The organism is Methyloceanibacter sp. (genome assembly GCF_041573655.1).
Classification (GTDB): Bacteria; Pseudomonadota; Alphaproteobacteria; order Rhizobiales; family Methyloligellaceae; genus Methyloceanibacter.
Genome location: NZ_JBFFQD010000019.1, coordinates 26,546 through 43,621 on the forward strand (window position 1 = coordinate 26,546; position 17,076 = coordinate 43,621).

Below are 17,076 nucleotides of genomic sequence, written 5' to 3' on the forward strand. Positions count from 1 at the left end.
GTACGAAGTCCTTACCAGCGATAATGCGAGAAGGCCCGGTTGGCCTCCGCCATACGGTGCGTGTCTTCACGCTTCTTCACCGCGGTTCCACGGTTGTTGACGGCATCGAGCAGCTCTCCGGAGAGGCGCTCCACCATCGTGTTCTCGTTGCGGCCGCGCGCGGCGGCGATAATCCAGCGGATCGCCAGCGCTTGCCGGCGGTCGATCCGAACTTCGACCGGCACCTGATAGGTCGCGCCACCGACACGGCGGGAACGAACCTCCAGCGCGGGCATGACGTTCTGCAGCGCCTGATGGAACAGTTCGATCGGGTTCTGCTTGACCTTGCTCTCCATCTGGTCGAGCGCGCCATAGACGATGCGCTCGGCGGCAGACTTTTTGCCTTCCTTCATGATGGAGTTCATGAACTTCGTGAGCACCATGTCCCCGAACTTGGGATCGGGGATGATCTCGCGCTTATCAGCTCTGTGCCGCCTCGACATATCGACTAATCCGTTTCCTAAAAACGCAAAAACGACCCAACTACTTGGGCCGCTTGGCTCCGTATTTCGAACGCCGCTGCCGACGGGCGCTGACGCCTTGGGTATCGAGCACGCCACGAATGATGTGGTAGCGCACGCCGGGAAGGTCTTTCACACGGCCGCCCCGGATCATCACCACCGAGTGCTCTTGCAGGTTATGACCCTCACCAGGGATGTAGCTCGTCACTTCCTGCTGGTTGGTGAGACGCACGCGAGCCACCTTCCGAAGTGCCGAGTTCGGCTTCTTCGGGGTCGTGGTGTACACGCGCGTACAGACCCCCCGCTTCTGCGGGCAGGCCTGCATGGCCGGAACTTTATTCCGCTTTACCGGCGCCTGGCGCGGCTTGCGGATCAATTGCTGAATCGTCGGCATGGCAGCCTTTAACGTCCAATCATCCTGGAGGCGCGACGGCCTCGTTCATCCAATGGGCAAAAGCCCAAAACACAAGAGCCGAAGTTGCGAGTGACCTCGCCCTTCAGCGCCAAAAACAGAGGATCTTGAAGGACTTGGCCCTCAAGATCTTGACCCCGATGTGATCCCGGTTAATCCGGCAGCGTCTAACCCGCGCCCGAAGGCAACCAATCGGCTGGGCTACCGCCTGCCACTATAAAGTGGCCGCGTTGTATCAGGCGGATTCTGACAACGTCAAGGGTAGAAGTGCCGGAAATTAGGGGCCAAACGCCAGTTTTGGCTTCTGCTGGCCGTCTGGCCCCATATCCTTCCGAAACTCTTACGCCGAGGCGCCCTCTTCGGCCTCCTCGGCCCCGTCTGGGCCGTCTGAACCGTCCTCACCCTCTTCTTGCTGGATCGCCTCCTGCGCGGCGCGTTCCCGCTCCTCAAGGATGAGATCGTCACGATGCGAGGCGATCCGGTTGAGCCTGGAGAGCATGCCGCCGGTACCGGCCGGGATGAGCCGGCCCACGATGACATTCTCTTTCAGCCCCTCCAGGGCATCCATCTTGCCGTTCACAGCAGCATCGGTGAGCACTCTGGTCGTCTCCTGGAACGACGCCGCGGAGATGAACGACTTCGTCTGAAGGCTCGCCTTGGTGATGCCGAGCAGCACCGGCTGACCCTTGGCGGGCTGACCACCCGCGGCCACCGCCGCAACGTTGGCGTCCTCGAAATCGAGGCGGTCGACCTGCTCGCCCTTGAGGAACTCCGTGTCGCCCGACTCGTCGACTTCGGTCTTCTGGAGCATCTGACGGACGATCACCTCGATATGCTTGTCGTTGATCGTCACGCCCTGGAGCCGGTAGACCTCCTGAATCTCGTTGACGAGATAGTTGGCCAGCTCCTCGACGCCCTTGATCGCCAAGATATCGTGCGGCGCCGGGTGGCCATCGAGCAGGTACTCGCCCTTCTCGATCCGATCGCCTTCCTGCACCGTCAGATGCCGGCCCTTCGGGATCAGGAACTCGACCACCTCCGCGTCGTCTCCATCCGGCTGGATGCTGATGCGCCGCTTGTTCTTATAGTCGCGGCCCAACTGCACAATTCCCGAGACCTCGGCGATGATGGCGTGATCCTTGGGACGCCGCGCCTCGAACAGCTCCGCCACGCGCGGCAGACCGCCCGTGATGTCGCGCGTCTTGGCGCTTTCCATGGGGATACGGGCCAACACGTCGCCGCCCTTCACCTCACTGCCCGGCTCGACCGACAGCACCGCGTCCACGGGAAGCAGGTAACGCGCCTCACCGCCTCTGCTGAGCTTGCCGATTTCGCCCTTCTTGTCCTTGATCACCATCGCGGGCCGAAGGTCGGCACCGCGGGGCGACGCACGCCAGTCGATGATCACGCTATTGGTGATGCCGGTCGACTCGTCACGCTGCTCTGAGACCGACATGCCTTCGACGAGATCCTCGAACTCGACCGTACCCTCGATCTCCGTGAGCACTGGACGCGTGTAAGGATCCCACTCGGCGAGACGATCGCCGCGCTTGACCTTTTGACCTTCGTCCACCCGCAAATGGGTGCCGTAAGGCAGGCGATGGACGGCAAGTTCAGCGCCGTCCTCGTCGACGACGACAATCGTCGTATTCCGGCCCATGACCATGTGCCGGCCTTGGGAGTCCTCGACGACGTTGCGCTGCTTGATCTTCACCGTGCCGTCGAAGTTAGACTCCAGCGAAGACTGGTCGACCACCTTCGAACTCGCCACGCCACCCAAATGGAAGGTCCGCATGGTGAGCTGCGTGCCCGGCTCGCCGATCGACTGCGCCGCGATGACGCCGACGGCCTCGCCCATGTTGACGGGGGTGCCGCGCGCCAGATCGCGTCCGTAGCACTTTCCGCAAATCCCGTTGCGGGTCTCGCAGGTCAGTGCCGAGCGGATCCGGATCTCCTGGACGCGAGCGTTCTCGATTGCCTCGACATGCTCCTCCTCGATCAGATCGCCTGCCTTGAGGACAATCTCGCCGTTCGCCGGATTCTTGACGTCATCCGCAGTCGTGCGGCCCAGCACGCGCTGGCCGAGCGATACGGTGACCTCACCGGCATCGAGGATCGCGCGGGCGGTGATAGCGCCGTCAGTGCCGCAATCCTCCTCGGTGACGATGCAGTCCTGCGCCACGTCGACGAGACGCCGCGTAAGATAACCGGAGTTCGCCGTCTTCAAGGCTGTGTCGGCCAGACCCTTACGGGCACCATGGGTGGAGTTGAAGTACTCCATCACCGACAGCCCCTCCTTGAAGTTGGAGATAATCGGCGTCTCGATGATCTCGCCCGAAGGCTTGGTCATCAGACCACGCATGCCGGCGAGCTGCTTCATCTGGGCAGGCGACCCACGCGCACCGGAGTGCGACATCATGTAGATCGAGTTGATCGGCTTCTCGCGGCCGGTCTCCTCGTCCACCTGCACCGAAGAAATGCGTTTCATCATTTCCTTGGCGACAAGCTCGGTGCACTCCGTCCACGTGTCGACCACCTTGTTGTACTTCTCGCCGCGTGTGATGAGGCCGTCATTGTACTGCTGCTCATACTCGCGCACGAGATCGGACGTCTTGTGGATGATGTCGTCTTTGGTCTCCGGCACCACCATGTCGTCCTTGCCGAACGAAATGCCGGCGCGGCAGGCGTAACGGAAGCCAAGCCCCATGATCTTGTCGCAGAAGATGACCGTCTCCTTCTGACCGCAGTGGCGATAGACCACGTCGATTATGTTGGAGATCACCTTCTTCGTGAGCAGCTGGTTGACCTGGTCGTAGCTCACCTCGGGGCGCCGCGGCAGAAGCTCGCCCAGCAACATGCGCCCGGGCGTCGTGTCATAGATGTAAGACACCCAGTTGCCGTCGTCGTCCCGCGTGATGAAGCGGCCCTTGACCTTGGCATGCAAGCTTACCGCCTTGGAATCGAGTGCGTGCTGAACTTCGGCGATGCTACCGAAGATCATGCCCTCGCCGGGCTCGTTGTCCATCACCAGCGACAGGTAATAGAGGCCAAGCACGATATCCTGCGACGGCACGATGATCGGCGAACCGTTGGCCGGGTGCAGGATGTTGTTGGTGGACATCATCAGCACGCGCGCTTCGAGCTGCGCCTCTAGCGACAACGGCACGTGAACGGCCATTTGGTCGCCATCGAAGTCGGCGTTGAACGCCGCGCAGACCAGCGGATGGAGCTGGATGGCCTTGCCCTCGATCAGCACCGGCTCGAAGGCCTGAATGCCGAGGCGATGCAGGGTCGGCGCGCGGTTGAGCAGCACCGGGTGCTCGCGGATCACCTCATCGAGAATGTCCCACACTTCCGGCTTTTCTTTCTCAACCAGCTTCTTCGCCTGCTTCACCGTGGCGGCGTGGCCCTTGGCGTCCAACCGCGAATAGATGAACGGCTTGAACAGTTCGAGCGCCATCTTCTTTGGCAGGCCGCATTGATGCAGCTTGAGCTCGGGACCCACCACGATGACCGACCGGCCCGAATAGTCGACGCGCTTGCCAAGCAGGTTCTGACGGAACCGGCCCTGCTTGCCCTTCAACATGTCGGCAAGCGACTTCAGCGGACGCTTGTTGGCGCCGGTGATGACGCGGCCGCGGCGGCCGTTGTCGAACAGCGCATCCACTGATTCCTGCAGCATACGCTTCTCGTTGCGGATAATAATGTCTGGCGCGCGAAGCTCCATCAGCCGCTTCAGGCGGTTGTTCCGGTTGATCACGCGGCGGTAGAGATCGTTAAGGTCGGACGTGGCGAAGCGGCCACCATCGAGCGGCACCAAAGGCCGAAGCTCCGGCGGGATCACCGGCACGACGGTCAGGATCATCCACTCCGGCTTGTTGCCCGACTGGATAAAGGCCTCGACCACCTTCAAACGCTTTGCCAGCTTTTTGGGCTTAAGCTCCGTCGTTGCCTCGGCAATTTCCACACGCAGATCTGCGGCGATCTTCTCCAGATCAAGACCTTTGAGAAGCTCGCGAATCGCCTCGGCGCCGATGCCGGCGGTGAACGAGTCCTCGCCGAAATCGTCCTGCGCCTGCATGTGCTCCTCTTCCGACAGAAGCTGCAACGGCTTGAGCGAGGTCAGCCCCGGCTCGAGCACGATGTAGTTCTCGAAATAGAGGACCCGCTCCAGATCCTTCAGCGTCATGTCGAGCAGCAGGCCGATGCGCGAGGGCAGCGACTTCAGAAACCAAATATGCGCGACGGGCGCGGCCAACTCGATATGGCCCATGCGCTCGCGCCGGACCTTGGCGAGCGTCACCTCGACACCGCACTTCTCGCAGATGACGCCTTTGTACTTCATGCGCTTGTACTTGCCGCACAAGCACTCGTAGTCCTTCACGGGGCCGAAGATGCGCGCGCAGAACAGGCCGTCGCGCTCGGGCTTGAAGGTCCGGTAGTTGATCGTCTCCGGCTTTTTGATCTCGCCAAACGACCACGACAGAATTTTCTCCGGGCTCGAGATAGCGATCCGGATCTGATCGAAATTCTGCTGCTGCGTCTGCGGGCTAAACAGATTGGCGATGTCTTGGTTCATTCTCATTTCTCCCAACGGACGGCGCGCCGCCCTTCGGTTGGTCGTAAGTTGGTGCTTGTCTCGGCTCTTAAGCTCACTCGGCCGCAGGTCTCGGCAACTGCGCCCGTTGCGGCTTCACATCCTCCGGGTTCGGTTGCACCAACTCGACGTTCAGTCCCAACGCACGCATTTCCTTGACCAACACGTTGAACGATTCGGGGATACCCGCCTCGAACGTGTCGTCACCGCGAACGATCGCCTCGTACACTTTGGTACGGCCGGCAACGTCGTCCGATTTCACCGTCAACATCTCCTGAAGTGTGTAGGCCGCGCCGTATGCTTCGAGCGCCCACACTTCCATCTCGCCGAAGCGCTGACCGCCGAACTGGGCCTTACCGCCCAACGGCTGCTGGGTGACGAGGCTGTACGGACCGATCGAACGGGCGTGAATCTTGTCGTCCACAAGATGGTGGAGCTTCAGCATATAGATGTAGCCCACCGTCACTTTACGCTCGAACTCCTCGCCGGAACGGCCGTCGTACAAGCTCACCTGACCGGACGAGTCGAGGCCCGCCGCTACCAGCATGTCCGAGACGTCAGCCTCGTGCGCGCCGTCGAAGACCGGCGTTGCCACCGGCACGCCCGGCACCAAGCTCTTACTCACGTCGACGAGCTGATCGTCCTTGAGTGCCGCAACGGATTTGTCGTCGTCGTAGATAGACTTGAGCATATCCTTCAACGGCTTCGGCTTATTCGACTCCTGGTAGGCGTGGAGTGCCTCACCGATCTTCTTGCCAAGACCGCGGCAGGCCCAACCCAGATGCGTTTCCAGGATCTGGCCCACATTCATGCGGCTCGGCACGCCAAGCGGGTTCAGCACGATATCGACCGGCGTCCCATCTTCCAGATACGGCATGTCCTCAACCGGCACGATCTGACTGATCACGCCCTTATTGCCGTGGCGGCCAGCCATCTTGTCGCCCGGCTGAATCTTGCGCTTCACCGCAACGAAGACCTTGACCATCTTCATCACGCCCGGCGGCAGCTCGTCGCCGCGCTGCAGCTTGTCGACCTTGTCGACGAACCGCTGCTCCAGAAGCTTCTTGGCCTCCTCGTACTGGCGGCCGATAGCCTCGACCTCAGCCATGGCCTTGTCGTTCTTGAGCGCGATCTCCCACCACTGACCGCGCGGGATGTCGTCCAGGGTCGCCTCGGTGACCTTGGAGTCCTTCTTGATGCCCTTCGGTCCCTTGGAGACCTGCTTGTGCATCAGCACGTCGCGCAGACGGCCGTAAACGTTACGGTCGAGGATCGCGAGCTCGTCGTCGCGGTCCTTGGCGAGACGCTCGATCTCCTCGCGCTCGATCGCCATGGCGCGCTCGTCTTTTTCGATGCCGTGACGGTTGAACACACGCACCTCGACCACCGTGCCGGCCACGCCGGGCGGCAGCTTGAGCGAGGTATCGCGCACGTCGGAGGCCTTCTCGCCAAAGATGGCGCGCAGCAGCTTCTCTTCCGGCGTCATCGGGCTCTCACCCTTGGGCGTTATCTTGCCCACCAGAATGTCACCCGGATGCACTTCGGCGCCGATGTAGACGATGCCCGCCTCGTCGAGATTCTTGAGCGCCTCTTCGGAGACGTTCGGAATATCGCGGGTGATTTCCTCCGGCCCAAGCTTGGTGTCGCGGGCCATGACCTCAAACTCCTCGATATGGATCGAGGTGAATACGTCGTCACGCACGACGCGCTCGGAGATCAGGATGGAGTCCTCGAAGTTGTAGCCCATCCACGGCATGAAGGCGACGAGCACGTTTTTGCCGAGTGCCAACTCGCCGAGATCGGTCGACGGACCGTCCGCAATGATGTCGCCTACTCCAACCGCATCCCCCACGCGCACCAACGGCCGCTGGTTGATGCAGGTGTTCTGATTTGAGCGCTGGAACTTGCGCAAGTTATAGATGTCGACGCCGGACTTCGAAGGATCGGTCTCCTCCGTGGCCCGGATGACGATGCGGGTCGCATCGACTTGGTCGACAATGCCGGTCCGGCGCGCGCCGATGGCCGCACCCGAATCCCGCGCCACAACCTCTTCCATGCCGGTGCCGACCAGCGGCGCCTCGGCTGTGACCAAGGGCACCGCCTGACGCTGCATATTCGAGCCCATGAGTGCGCGGTTAGCGTCGTCGTTCTCCAGGAACGGAATGAGCGCCGCGGCCACGGACACAAGCTGCTTCGGCGACACGTCGATCAAGTCGACGCGCTCGCGCGGATAGAGTTCAACGTCGCCGGCGTGGCGGCAGACCACCAGCTCCTCGACGAAGGCACCCTTCGGATCGAGTTCCGCGTTTGCCTGCGAGATGATGTAACGCGCCTCTTCCATGGCCGAGAGATAGACAACCTCGTCGGTCACCTTGCTCTTCACCACGCGGCGATACGGGCTCTCGATGAAGCCGTATTTGTTCACGCGCGCAAAGGTCGCGAGCGAGTTGATGAGGCCGATATTCGGACCTTCCGGCGTCTCAATCGGACAGATGCGGCCGTAATGGGTCGGGTGCACGTCGCGCACCTCGAAGCCTGCCCGCTCGCGGGTCAGACCGCCCGGGCCAAGCGCCGACAGACGCCGCTTGTGCGTGATCTCCGACAGCGGATTGGTCTGGTCCATGAACTGCGACAACTGAGACGAGCCGAAAAACTCGCGTACCGCGGCAGCAGCGGGCTTCGCGTTGATGAGGTCCTGCGGCATGACGGTATCGATATCCACCGAACTCATGCGCTCTTTGATGGCGCGCTCCATGCGCAAGAGCCCCACGCGATACTGGTTCTCCATGAGCTCGCCAACCGAGCGCACACGGCGGTTGCCGAGATGGTCGATATCGTCGATGTCGCCCTTGCCGTCACGCAGATCCACCAGCGTCTTGATGACCGCGAGGATGTCCTCCTTACGCAGCGTGCGCATCGTGTCGGGGGCATCGAGGTCAAGCCGCATGTTCATCTTCACACGGCCCACGGCCGACAGGTCGTAACGCTCCGAATCGAAGAAGATGCCGTTGAACAGGTTCTGCGCGGCTTCCGGCGTCGGCGGCTCGCCAGGACGCATAACCCGGTAAACGTCGAGCAGCGCCTCGTCAGTGTTCGAGTTCTTGTCGATTGCGAGCGTGTTGCGGATGAACGCGCCGATGTTGACGTGATCGATATCGAGGATCGGGATTTCCTTCAGCCCGAGCTCTCTCAGCGTCTCGACCAGCGCCTCCTCGATTTCCTCGCCGGCCTCGCCATAGATCTCGCCGCTTTCCATGTTGACGATGTCCTGCGCGAGGTAGCGGCCATAGAGATCCTCATCCTTGATGAGCAGCTCCTTGAGGCCCTCGTCGGCAAGCTTGTTGGCAAGACGTGCTGTGACCTTACGGCCGGCCTCGATGGCCACCTTTCCAGTCTTCGCATCGATCAAGTTCGTGGTCGGCTTGATGCCGCGCATACGATCAGGACGGAACGGCATGCGCCATCCGTCTTTCGTCGCCTTCAGCGTGATTTTGTCGTAGAAGGTCGACAGTATCTCCTCGTCATCGAGACCGAGCGCGTAGAGCAGCGTCGTGACCGGCAACTTGCGGCGCCGGTCGATACGCACATGGACAACGTCCTTGGCGTCGAACTCGAAATCGAGCCACGAGCCGCGATACGGAATGATCCGTGCGGCGAAGAGAAGCTTGCCGGATGAGTGCGTCTTGCCGCGGTCGTGATCGAAGAACACGCCAGGCGAACGGTGCATCTGGGAGACGATCACACGCTCCGTGCCGTTGATGACGAACGTTCCGTTCGACGTCATGAGCGGCATGTCGCCCATATAGACGTCCTGCTCCTTGATGTCCTTGACCGAGCGCGCGCCGGTCTCCTCGTTGATATCGAAGACGATCAGGCGAAGGGTCACCTTTAGCGGCGCGGCGTAGGTTATGTCGCGCTGCTGGCACTCCTCGACGTCGTACTTCGGCGCCTCGAACGCATAGCGCACGAACTCGAGCTGTGCGCGCTCGCCAAAATCCTTGATCGGGAACACAGAGCGAAATACCGATTGCAGCCCCTCGTCGCCACGGCCTCCTTCAGGCTCCTCCACCATGAGGAACTGGTCGTAGGACTGCTTCTGAACCTCGATGAGGTTCGGCATCTCGGCCACCTCGGTGATGTGGCCGAAAAATTTCCGATATCGCTTGTGACCGTTAGTCTGCGCCATGTGGGTCCTCTCAAAAGCTCATCGCGACCGCTCGCCGGAAACCCCGCGTCTGAGGCGGAGACTCTGGTGAACTGTCACGTCACGCGAATTTGGATGGGTTAGAAGCCCGGACGAACACATATATATTGTGTCCGCCCGGGGCTTCTTCAACCCAAGCTACTTGAGCTCAACGGTCGCGCCTGCGTCCTCGAGCTGCTTCTTGATCTTGTCGGCCTCGTCCTTCGGCACGCCTTCCTTCACAGGCTTCGGCGCACCCTCGACAAGGTCCTTGGCCTCTTTCAGGCCGAGGCTGGTGATCGCACGCACCTCCTTGATCACGTTGATTTTCTTCTCGCCGGCTGCCGTGAGAACGACGGTGAACTCCGTCTTCTCCTCAGCCGCAGCGGCATCACCGCCACCGCCGGCCGCAGCCGCAACCGCCACAGGAGCAGCGGCGGACACACCCCACTTCTCCTCAAGAATCTTAGCCAGTTCAGCGGCCTCGAGCACTGTCAGGCCCGAAAGGTCGTCTGCAATTTTCTGAAGATCTGCCATTGTCTTATCCTCGTACGTTCAACTCGTATTGGGTTATTTCTCGGCTCACGCCGCGTCCTTGTTGCCATAGGCTCCAAAAACCCGCGCAAGCTGGGCAGCCGGGGCACCGACCGTGCGGGCGATCTTGCCCGCCGGTGCCTGAAGGAGGCCAACCAGTTTGCCGCGGAGCTCATCGAGCGATGGCAATTCGGCAAGCGAATTCACTGCGCTTGTGTCCAGAAGCGTGGTCCCCATCGTACCGCCTAGGATCACGAAGTTTTCGTTCCCCTTGGCGAACTTGACGGCCACCTTCGGCGCCGTGACGGGATCGTCGGAAAATGCGAGGCAAGTCGGCCCCTTCATCAGATCCGTGATTCCCTTGGCGTCTGTCCCTTCGAGCGCAAGCTTCACGAGCCTGTTCTTCGCCACTTTGACCCGGCCGCCAGCTTCTCTCATGTCGCTGCGCAGCTTGGTCATGTCGGCTACGGACAGGCCCGCATAGTGAGCCACGACGACCACGCCAGTCTCGGCGAAGGCGTCATGAAGCGCAGAGACAACTTCGCGCTTCTCAGCTCTTTCCATGCTCACTCCGTTTTTTTCAAAGCCGCGAAGTCATCCCTCGCGGCCTTCGGCCACACTGTGCCGCGAGACATGCGGGGCAAGGCCAGAAGCCACCCCGCGCGTACTGCGCGGCGCTCTGTTGCCTGTCCCGCCCAAGCGCAAAAACGCGCGCGAGCCACATACGAGGTTCAGATCGATCTCCTGGTTGCGGAAAGCCCGCTCCCATCGAACCGTTCATCTCCCGTCTCATGCAGGCCCGAATGGCTTAAGCGGTCTCCCGCACCTGCAATCTCGGACAGGTGTGGATTGCCCGGCGAACCGGACAACCCTTCGGGGCCGAAGCCCCGAAACTCTCTACTTAAGCGCTGCCGAGACTGGCAGGCTCGACTTTGACGCCGGGCCCCATGGTCGAGGTCACGGCGATCCGCTTCACAAACGTTCCCTTGGCGCCCGAAGGCTTGGCCTTGTTCACCGCATCGGTGAAGGCACGGATGTTCTCCACCAGCGCCTCTTCGGTGAAGCTCGCCTTGCCCACGCCGGCATGGATGACACCGGCCTTCTCGACGCGAAACTCCACGGCGCCACCCTTGGCGGCGCCAACGGCCGCGGCGACATCGGCGGTCACGGTGCCAACTTTCGGGTTCGGCATCAGGCCACGGGGCCCGAGCACCTTACCGAGACGGCCAACCAGCGGCATCATGTCCGGCGTGGCGATGCAGCGATCGAACTCGATCACGCCTTTCTGCACCTGCTCCACCAGATCTTCGGCACCAACGACGTCGGCACCGGCCTTCTTGGCCTCCTCGGCCTTGTCACCCTTGGCGAACACACCAACCCGCAGCTTGCGGCCAGAACCATGCGGCAGCTGACATACGCCGCGCACCATCTGATCGGAGTGACGCGGATCGACACCAAGATTCATGGCGATCTCGATCGTCTCGTCGAACTTGGTCTTGGCACCGCTCTTGATCAGTTTCACGGCATCCTCGATGCCATAAAGCTTCTCCGCTTCAATTGCGTCTGCGGCGGTACGGAACCTTTTGCCAGGCTTGCTCATCGTTTACTCCTGCACCTCAAGACCCATCGAGCGGGCGGAGCCGGCGATGATCTTCATCGCTTGCTCAACAGTGTTCGCGTTCAAATCCACCATCTTCGTTTCGGCGATCTCGCGCAGCTGATCCTGGGACACCTTGCCGGCGCCGGCGCGGCCAGGCTCTTTGGAGCCCTTGCCGATCTTCGCCGCCTTCTTCAGGAGATAAGACGCCGGCGGCGTCTTCATCTCGAAGGTGAAGGAGCGGTCGGCATAGACCGTGATCAGTGTGGGGATCGGCGAGCCGGGCTCGAGCTTCTGCGTGGCCGCGTTGAATGCCTTGCAGAACTCAGGGATGTTCACCCCACGCTGACCCAGTGCCGGCCCGATCGGCGGCGAAGGATTCGCCTGCCCTGCCGGCACCTGCAGCTTAATGTAACCGTCGATCTTCTTCGCCATCCACTTAAGTCCTGCGTTCTACGAATGCGCGCGTTGTCCGCGCGGTCGTTAAAGCTTCTCCACTTGCGCGTATTCGAGCTCGACCGGGGTCGCCCGGCCAAAAATCGAAACCGCCACCTTGAGCCGCGCACGCTCCTCGTCGACCTCTTCCACCAAGCCGTTGAACGAGGCAAAGGGTCCGTCGGCCACGCGTACCTGCTCGCCGATCTCGAAGGTCACGGACGGCTTCGGCCGTTCCACGCCCTCCTGCACCTGATGAAGGATACGGCCCGCCTCCTCCTCGGTGATCGGCATCGGCTTATTCTCGGTACCGAGAAAGCCGGTGACCTTGGGCGTGTCCTTGATCAGGTGATAGGTCTCGTCATCGAGCTCCATCTTGACCAGCACGTAGCCCGGAAAGAACTTGCGCTCGGACGCGACCTTCCGGCCACGCCGCATCTCCACGACTTCCTCCATCGGCACGAGCACTTGCTCGAACTTGTCGCCGAAACCGGCGGCGGCGGCGCGTTCCTTGATGGACTCCGCGACCTTCCGCTCGAAGTTCGAGTAGGCGTGGACGATGTACCAGCGCATAGCCATCCGGTTAGAATCTCATTCCCAAGATGGTGCGGACGACCGTCCCCAGCACCCAATCAACGCCAAGAAAGAACAGCGCGGCCAGGATGGACATGATGACCACCATGATGGTTGTGATGACCGTCTCCCGGCGCGTCGGCCAGGTGACCTTGGACACCTCGGTGCGCACCTGCTGGAGAAACACAAAAGGATTCGTTTTCGCCATCTGTTTCGGTCCTAAAGACCCTGCGCATTCGCGCCCGGGCCGCCCTTCTTCCTTTTTGAGCTCATGGCCGGCATCTCGCCTCTCCAACCTGGCAGGAGTGGAGGGACTCGAACCCCCAACCCCCGGTTTTGGAGACCGGTGCTCTAGCCAGTTGAGCTACACTCCTATCGTCGTCTCGCCGTCCTTAAAATTCGCTTTCAAATCAAATAGCTTGCAGCCTTAAACTCTTGGAGCGGGTGAAGGGAATCGAACCCTCATCGTCAGCTTGGAAGGCTGCTGCTCTACCATTGAGCTACACCCGCAATCCCCATCCGGCTCCTGAAGAGGTGGTGGAGGGGGTTGGATTCGAACCAACGTAGGCATAGCCAACGGGTTTACAGCCCGTCCCCTTTAGCCACTCGGGCACCCCTCCTTGGAAGCAAAGATGGATTAAACGGTGATTTGACCAAGCAAAAACACCCCGCCGTCGGCCGGCAGGGTCCGCAATTTCAGCGTTTATGAGTAGCCATGGGGCCTCTGTCAACTGTAAATCAGGACGAGCGGACTGGAATTCCTTGGTTTTCGGTGCCTTCCGCACCTTGTCGCAGTCCCCCACGCCTTGAGGTCGACATCCGATGCCTGATCAAAAATATAAGCATTCCAAACAGTTCTCCCAAGGCGGGAAAGGCAAGAAGGGCAAGCGGCGCGGATCGCCCCGAAACGCCGGCGGCGAGCCCATACAGCTCTTCGGCCTCCACGCGGTCGAAGCCGCTCTCGCGAATCCCGATAGACCCCTGATTGGCCTTCGAGCCACCGAGAACGCTGCCCATCGGCTGGGTACCCTCATCGCCGAGCGCGGTGTCCAGGTGGACACCATGCTGCCCAAGGATCTCGACCGGCTGCTCGGCCCCGACACGGTGCATCAGGGCGTGCTCCTCGAGGCCGGGCCGCTGCCGCTCCGGACCCTCGACGATGTGGACCCGAACGGCATTCTCCTGGTGCTCGATCAGGTCACCGACCCGCACAATGTGGGCGCGGCGCTGCGGTCGGCCGCCGCCTTCGGTGCATCGGGTCTGGTCCTGACCGAGCGTCACAGCCCGCCGCTCTCAGGCGTGCTGGCCAAGGCGGCGAGCGGCGCGCTCGACCTCATTCCCGTCGTTGCGGTCAAGAACCTGGCGCAAGCGCTGACCGAACTCGGGACACGCGGCGTGATGCGCATCGGCTTGGCGGAGGACGCAGAGACCACGCTCGAAGACGCAAGCCTCAGCCGCCCCTTGGCGCTGGTGCTCGGCGCGGAAGGCAAGGGCTTGCGTCAGTTGACGCGCGAGCGCTGCGATCGCATGTGCCGCATCTCGACGGTGAACGCGCTGGCGAGCCTCAACGTGTCGAACGCCGCGGCCATCGCCATGCATTGGGCGAGCCGCCAAACCTAAAGACGCGTGAGGCTTAAACGAACGCGAGGGAGAAAGTGCTCACGCACCCTCCCCCTCGCATCCGGGAATCAACCAGCTCGCGCTGGAAGCTCTAACGTCAGTTACAGAAGCGGCGGCCGAACGAGTCGTACCAGCAGTTCCTGCGCCAATAGGTGTTGCAGGTGCTGAGGCCGCACTCGCCCGCATAGGCCGGCTGCTTGTAATAGGCATAGTAGTTCGGCGCCCGATAACGGTATGCGGTCGGGCCCGGCGGCAGGCCGCACGGCGCGACACATGGCGCGGGCGCAACAGCCACCGGAGCCGCGCAAGGCGCAACGCCGCATGGCGCGACAACCCGTGGGCGCCGCATGCGGCGCAGCGGAATGGGATTTGGCGCCGGAACGAGGACGGCGGCACTGCAGCCCCAACCCACCCGGCAACGCGCGTCGGCACCAGCCGCGGAGATCAGGCTAAAGCCGACCGCAACCGCCACAACGGCGACAAGACTCAACAGGATTCTCATTTGTAACTCCACTCGGAACTAGGGGGCGCCCCATGCTGGCGCCGGCCAGTGGTAGGCTGCCTAAAGAGCAAGGAGCGCAAGTATCAGCAAGGTTAACAGAGGCCTGCCCGGCCCAAGAAAAGGATTACAGACACACTAACGACTGGCGCAAAATGATACACTTGCGCTGAATATCAGTAATTCTAAGATCAGTTAGAGAAGGTGTCGCGTAAGACTACTTGGAGTAGCGCGACGGCGCGGCGCGGCGTCCCGATGCCGGCTCCAGGTAGTGGAAGTACGGCTCGCAGCGGGGGAAGTCTTCTTGCTTGGTGGTGTAGGGCCGGTAGAACCACCAGTAATTCCGGCGGAGGCAATAGGCACTCTGGGCGCGCTTGCCGTGATGGAAGGCCGGCCCGCCATCGCGGGCCTGCGCGGGGCTCTGCGGGAGGACGGCCAACAGACCGACGGCGGCAATCGCAGCCAGACCCAGCCTCACGTCGAACATTGCCGAATTCCCCCTGCGGCACCCCTCTTAAGCAATCGGACTCTAAACGATGAAAGTCCCTGCGGCAACGCAAGGCTCCAGCAAGAGGTGCTGTGCAAGACATGCTCGTGTATGGTTCGTTAAGAAGCCTGACCTAACCATTTTCAGGGAGACCCCCATGGCAACCGCCAAACAGACCGAAGAGCTGGCCGCACAGATCGACGCGATCCGGGCGGATATGCAGAACCTGACCTCGACCGTCAGCCGCATCGCCAACACGCAAATGGGCCGCGCCCAGGACAAGGCCGTGGAGACCGCGCAAGAGGCTGAAGAAGCCATCAAGCGGAACCCACTCCAGGCCGTGGCCATTGCCGCCGGCCTTGGCTTCCTGTTCGGCGTCTTCACCCGGCGCTAGTCGAGGACGATCTCCATGCTTCGTCTCGTGTTGTCGCTGATCTCGTCTTTGCAGATCGGCGCGCGCATACAAGATGTCGTCGAGCGCTCGGTCCGGCGGACCGTGACCATCGTCATCGCCATCGTCGTTCTGCTGTTCGCGCTCGGCTTCGGTCTGGTCGCGGCCTACCAGGCGCTTCTCCTCTACGACTTCTCGCCGCTCGAGGCGTCCGGGATCGTGGCAGCCGTGCTCGCCTTTCTCGGCGTGCTCCTCCTGCTCCTCAGCCCGGTCCTCGCCAAGCCGAAACGCAAAGAACCGGACCTGGTCAACGCACCGGCCGAAGGCCTGGCCATGATCGATCAGGGCCTCGGCAAGTCCATGCAGCAGGTGGGTCCGCTGACCCTGCTCGCCCTCGCCTTCGCCGCCGGCCTTCTGGCCAGCCGCCGCCGCTAACCCTCAAGTTTTCCGTGCGATAGAGGGCCTCAACGTCCCATTTCGGCGCACGTCTTAAGCTCTCCTTAACCAGCCGCCAGCCACCTTGGGGACCAGCGAAAACGTGAGTCTACCAAGGGGCGAGGCGGAACATGCTACGACGCATAGGTCTGATGCTGCTGGCTTCGGCCTGCATCGCAGGGCCTGCCAACGCGCAAGCCGTCGACGTGCCGCGCCCCTACGCCGTCCCCCTGCCGCCCAACGCCAACCCCTCCCCCGATCCGCAATGGGAGTTGGGCAACTCAGAGCAAAGCTCTGGGACCGGCTGAGTGTGCGCGCCGACGCCGCCATCCTCCCCGTCGCCTATCTCTGGAACGAGGACAGTCACTACTTCCGCACTGATCTCGGCCCCGTGCCCAACCGCACCGACGAAGGCACAGGCTGGGGCTATCAACTCGAAGGCGAACTAAGGCTGGATATTGCGACCAATTGGGCCATCGGCGCAGGGGTGCGCTATTGGTATGCCGAGACGGACGGCGACACCGACTTTCTTCATCGCGACACGACCGTGGAGCTCAATGAGTTCTCGAGCGAGCGCTTCGGCGTCTTCGGCAACGTCACCTACCGCTTCGCCACGTACTAGCCGCGGGCTCTCACGCCACGCCGCTTGAGCAGGACTGCAAAAGTGGGATAAAGGGGCTTGGAGTGCAGCGCGCCTCGCCCCAGATCAGGGTCATGCAGAGGCCAAGCATCAGATGCCGGCTTAGCTCAGTTGGTAGAGCGGCTGATTTGTAATCAGTAGGTCGGGGGTTCGAATCCTCCAGCCGGCACCAA

16 protein-coding genes and 4 tRNA genes are annotated in these 17,076 nt (G+C 61.8%); 5 read left to right on the top strand and 15 right to left on the bottom strand.

What is annotated here, in order from left to right:
• Positions 1-11: 11 nt before the first annotated feature.
• The 13 genes from rpsG to ABY454_RS06630 all read right to left on the bottom strand — a co-directional run bounded on the left by rpsG (position 12) and on the right by ABY454_RS06630 (position 13,451).
• Positions 12-482, bottom strand: a complete 471-nt coding sequence (gene rpsG, locus ABY454_RS06570) for a 30S ribosomal protein S7 (RefSeq protein WP_372929384.1) — start codon at positions 480-482, stop codon at positions 12-14.
• Between the two features lie 40 nt (positions 483-522).
• The gene (gene rpsL / locus ABY454_RS06575; protein WP_372929385.1) at positions 523-894 is read right to left on the bottom strand and encodes a 30S ribosomal protein S12; all 372 of its coding nucleotides are present in this window, start codon (positions 892-894) and stop codon (positions 523-525) included.
• Between the two features lie 358 nt (positions 895-1,252).
• Positions 1,253-5,491 (bottom strand): DNA-directed RNA polymerase subunit beta', encoded by a 4,239-nt coding sequence (gene rpoC / locus ABY454_RS06580; protein ID WP_372929386.1) that lies wholly within the window; start codon positions 5,489-5,491, stop codon positions 1,253-1,255.
• Positions 5,492-5,564: 73 nt separating this feature from the next.
• On the bottom strand, positions 5,565-9,695 hold the full coding sequence (gene rpoB, locus ABY454_RS06585) for a DNA-directed RNA polymerase subunit beta (RefSeq protein ID WP_372929387.1): 4,131 nt from the start codon (positions 9,693-9,695) through the stop codon (positions 5,565-5,567).
• A 156-nt stretch (positions 9,696-9,851) separates the two neighbouring features.
• Positions 9,852-10,229: a 50S ribosomal protein L7/L12 gene (gene rplL / locus ABY454_RS06590; RefSeq protein WP_372929388.1), complete on the bottom strand. Its 378-nt coding sequence runs from the start codon at positions 10,227-10,229 to the stop codon at positions 9,852-9,854.
• 45 nt (positions 10,230-10,274) lie between these two features.
• On the bottom strand, positions 10,275-10,790 hold the full coding sequence (gene rplJ / locus ABY454_RS06595; protein WP_372929389.1) for a 50S ribosomal protein L10: 516 nt from the start codon (positions 10,788-10,790) through the stop codon (positions 10,275-10,277).
• Positions 10,791-11,127: 337 nt separating this feature from the next.
• Positions 11,128-11,826 (bottom strand): 50S ribosomal protein L1, encoded by a 699-nt coding sequence (gene rplA / locus ABY454_RS06600; protein ID WP_372929390.1) that lies wholly within the window; start codon positions 11,824-11,826, stop codon positions 11,128-11,130.
• Positions 11,827-11,829: 3 nt separating this feature from the next.
• Positions 11,830-12,258, bottom strand: coding sequence for a 50S ribosomal protein L11 (gene rplK, locus ABY454_RS06605; protein ID WP_372929391.1), 429 nt, complete (start codon positions 12,256-12,258; stop codon positions 11,830-11,832).
• 48 nt (positions 12,259-12,306) lie between these two features.
• A complete protein-coding gene (gene nusG / locus ABY454_RS06610) occupies positions 12,307-12,837 on the bottom strand; it encodes a transcription termination/antitermination protein NusG (protein WP_372929392.1) in 531 nt (176 codons plus the stop codon).
• Positions 12,838-12,841: 4 nt separating this feature from the next.
• Entirely contained in the window at positions 12,842-13,039 is a 198-nt protein-coding gene (secE, locus tag ABY454_RS06615; RefSeq protein WP_372929393.1) for a preprotein translocase subunit SecE, read from the bottom strand.
• A gap of 89 nt (positions 13,040-13,128) precedes the next feature.
• A tRNA-Trp gene (locus tag ABY454_RS06620) sits at positions 13,129-13,205 on the bottom strand.
• Positions 13,206-13,267: 62 nt separating this feature from the next.
• A tRNA-Gly gene (locus tag ABY454_RS06625) sits at positions 13,268-13,341 on the bottom strand.
• A 25-nt stretch (positions 13,342-13,366) separates the two neighbouring features.
• Positions 13,367-13,451, bottom strand: a tRNA-Tyr gene (locus ABY454_RS06630).
• Positions 13,452-13,653: 202 nt separating this feature from the next.
• Between ABY454_RS06630 and rlmB the strand changes: the two genes are divergently transcribed.
• The gene (gene rlmB / locus ABY454_RS06635) at positions 13,654-14,451 is read left to right on the top strand and encodes a 23S rRNA (guanosine(2251)-2'-O)-methyltransferase RlmB (RefSeq protein ID WP_372929394.1); all 798 of its coding nucleotides are present in this window, start codon (positions 13,654-13,656) and stop codon (positions 14,449-14,451) included.
• A gap of 97 nt (positions 14,452-14,548) precedes the next feature.
• Here the strand turns inward: rlmB and ABY454_RS06640 are convergent, their stop codons facing one another.
• Both ABY454_RS06640 and ABY454_RS06645 read right to left on the bottom strand, forming a co-directional pair.
• Positions 14,549-14,953 (bottom strand): hypothetical protein, encoded by a 405-nt coding sequence (locus ABY454_RS06640; RefSeq protein ID WP_372929395.1) that lies wholly within the window; start codon positions 14,951-14,953, stop codon positions 14,549-14,551.
• Between the two features lie 214 nt (positions 14,954-15,167).
• Positions 15,168-15,437 (bottom strand): hypothetical protein, encoded by a 270-nt coding sequence (locus ABY454_RS06645; RefSeq protein WP_372929396.1) that lies wholly within the window; start codon positions 15,435-15,437, stop codon positions 15,168-15,170.
• Positions 15,438-15,594: 157 nt separating this feature from the next.
• Between ABY454_RS06645 and ABY454_RS06650 the strand changes: the two genes are divergently transcribed.
• The 4 genes from ABY454_RS06650 to ABY454_RS06665 all read left to right on the top strand — a co-directional run bounded on the left by ABY454_RS06650 (position 15,595) and on the right by ABY454_RS06665 (position 17,075).
• Complete coding sequence (locus ABY454_RS06650; protein ID WP_372929397.1) at positions 15,595-15,831, top strand: hypothetical protein; 237 nt, start codon at positions 15,595-15,597, stop codon at positions 15,829-15,831.
• A 15-nt stretch (positions 15,832-15,846) separates the two neighbouring features.
• Positions 15,847-16,263 carry a hypothetical protein gene (locus ABY454_RS06655; protein ID WP_372929398.1) on the top strand — a complete coding sequence of 139 codons (417 nt, stop codon included), beginning with the start codon at positions 15,847-15,849 and terminating at the stop codon, positions 16,261-16,263.
• A gap of 265 nt (positions 16,264-16,528) precedes the next feature.
• Entirely contained in the window at positions 16,529-16,885 is a 357-nt protein-coding gene (locus ABY454_RS06660) for a hypothetical protein (RefSeq protein ID WP_372929399.1), read from the top strand.
• Positions 16,886-16,999: 114 nt separating this feature from the next.
• A tRNA-Thr gene (locus tag ABY454_RS06665) sits at positions 17,000-17,075 on the top strand.
• Position 17,076 lies beyond the last annotated feature (1 nt).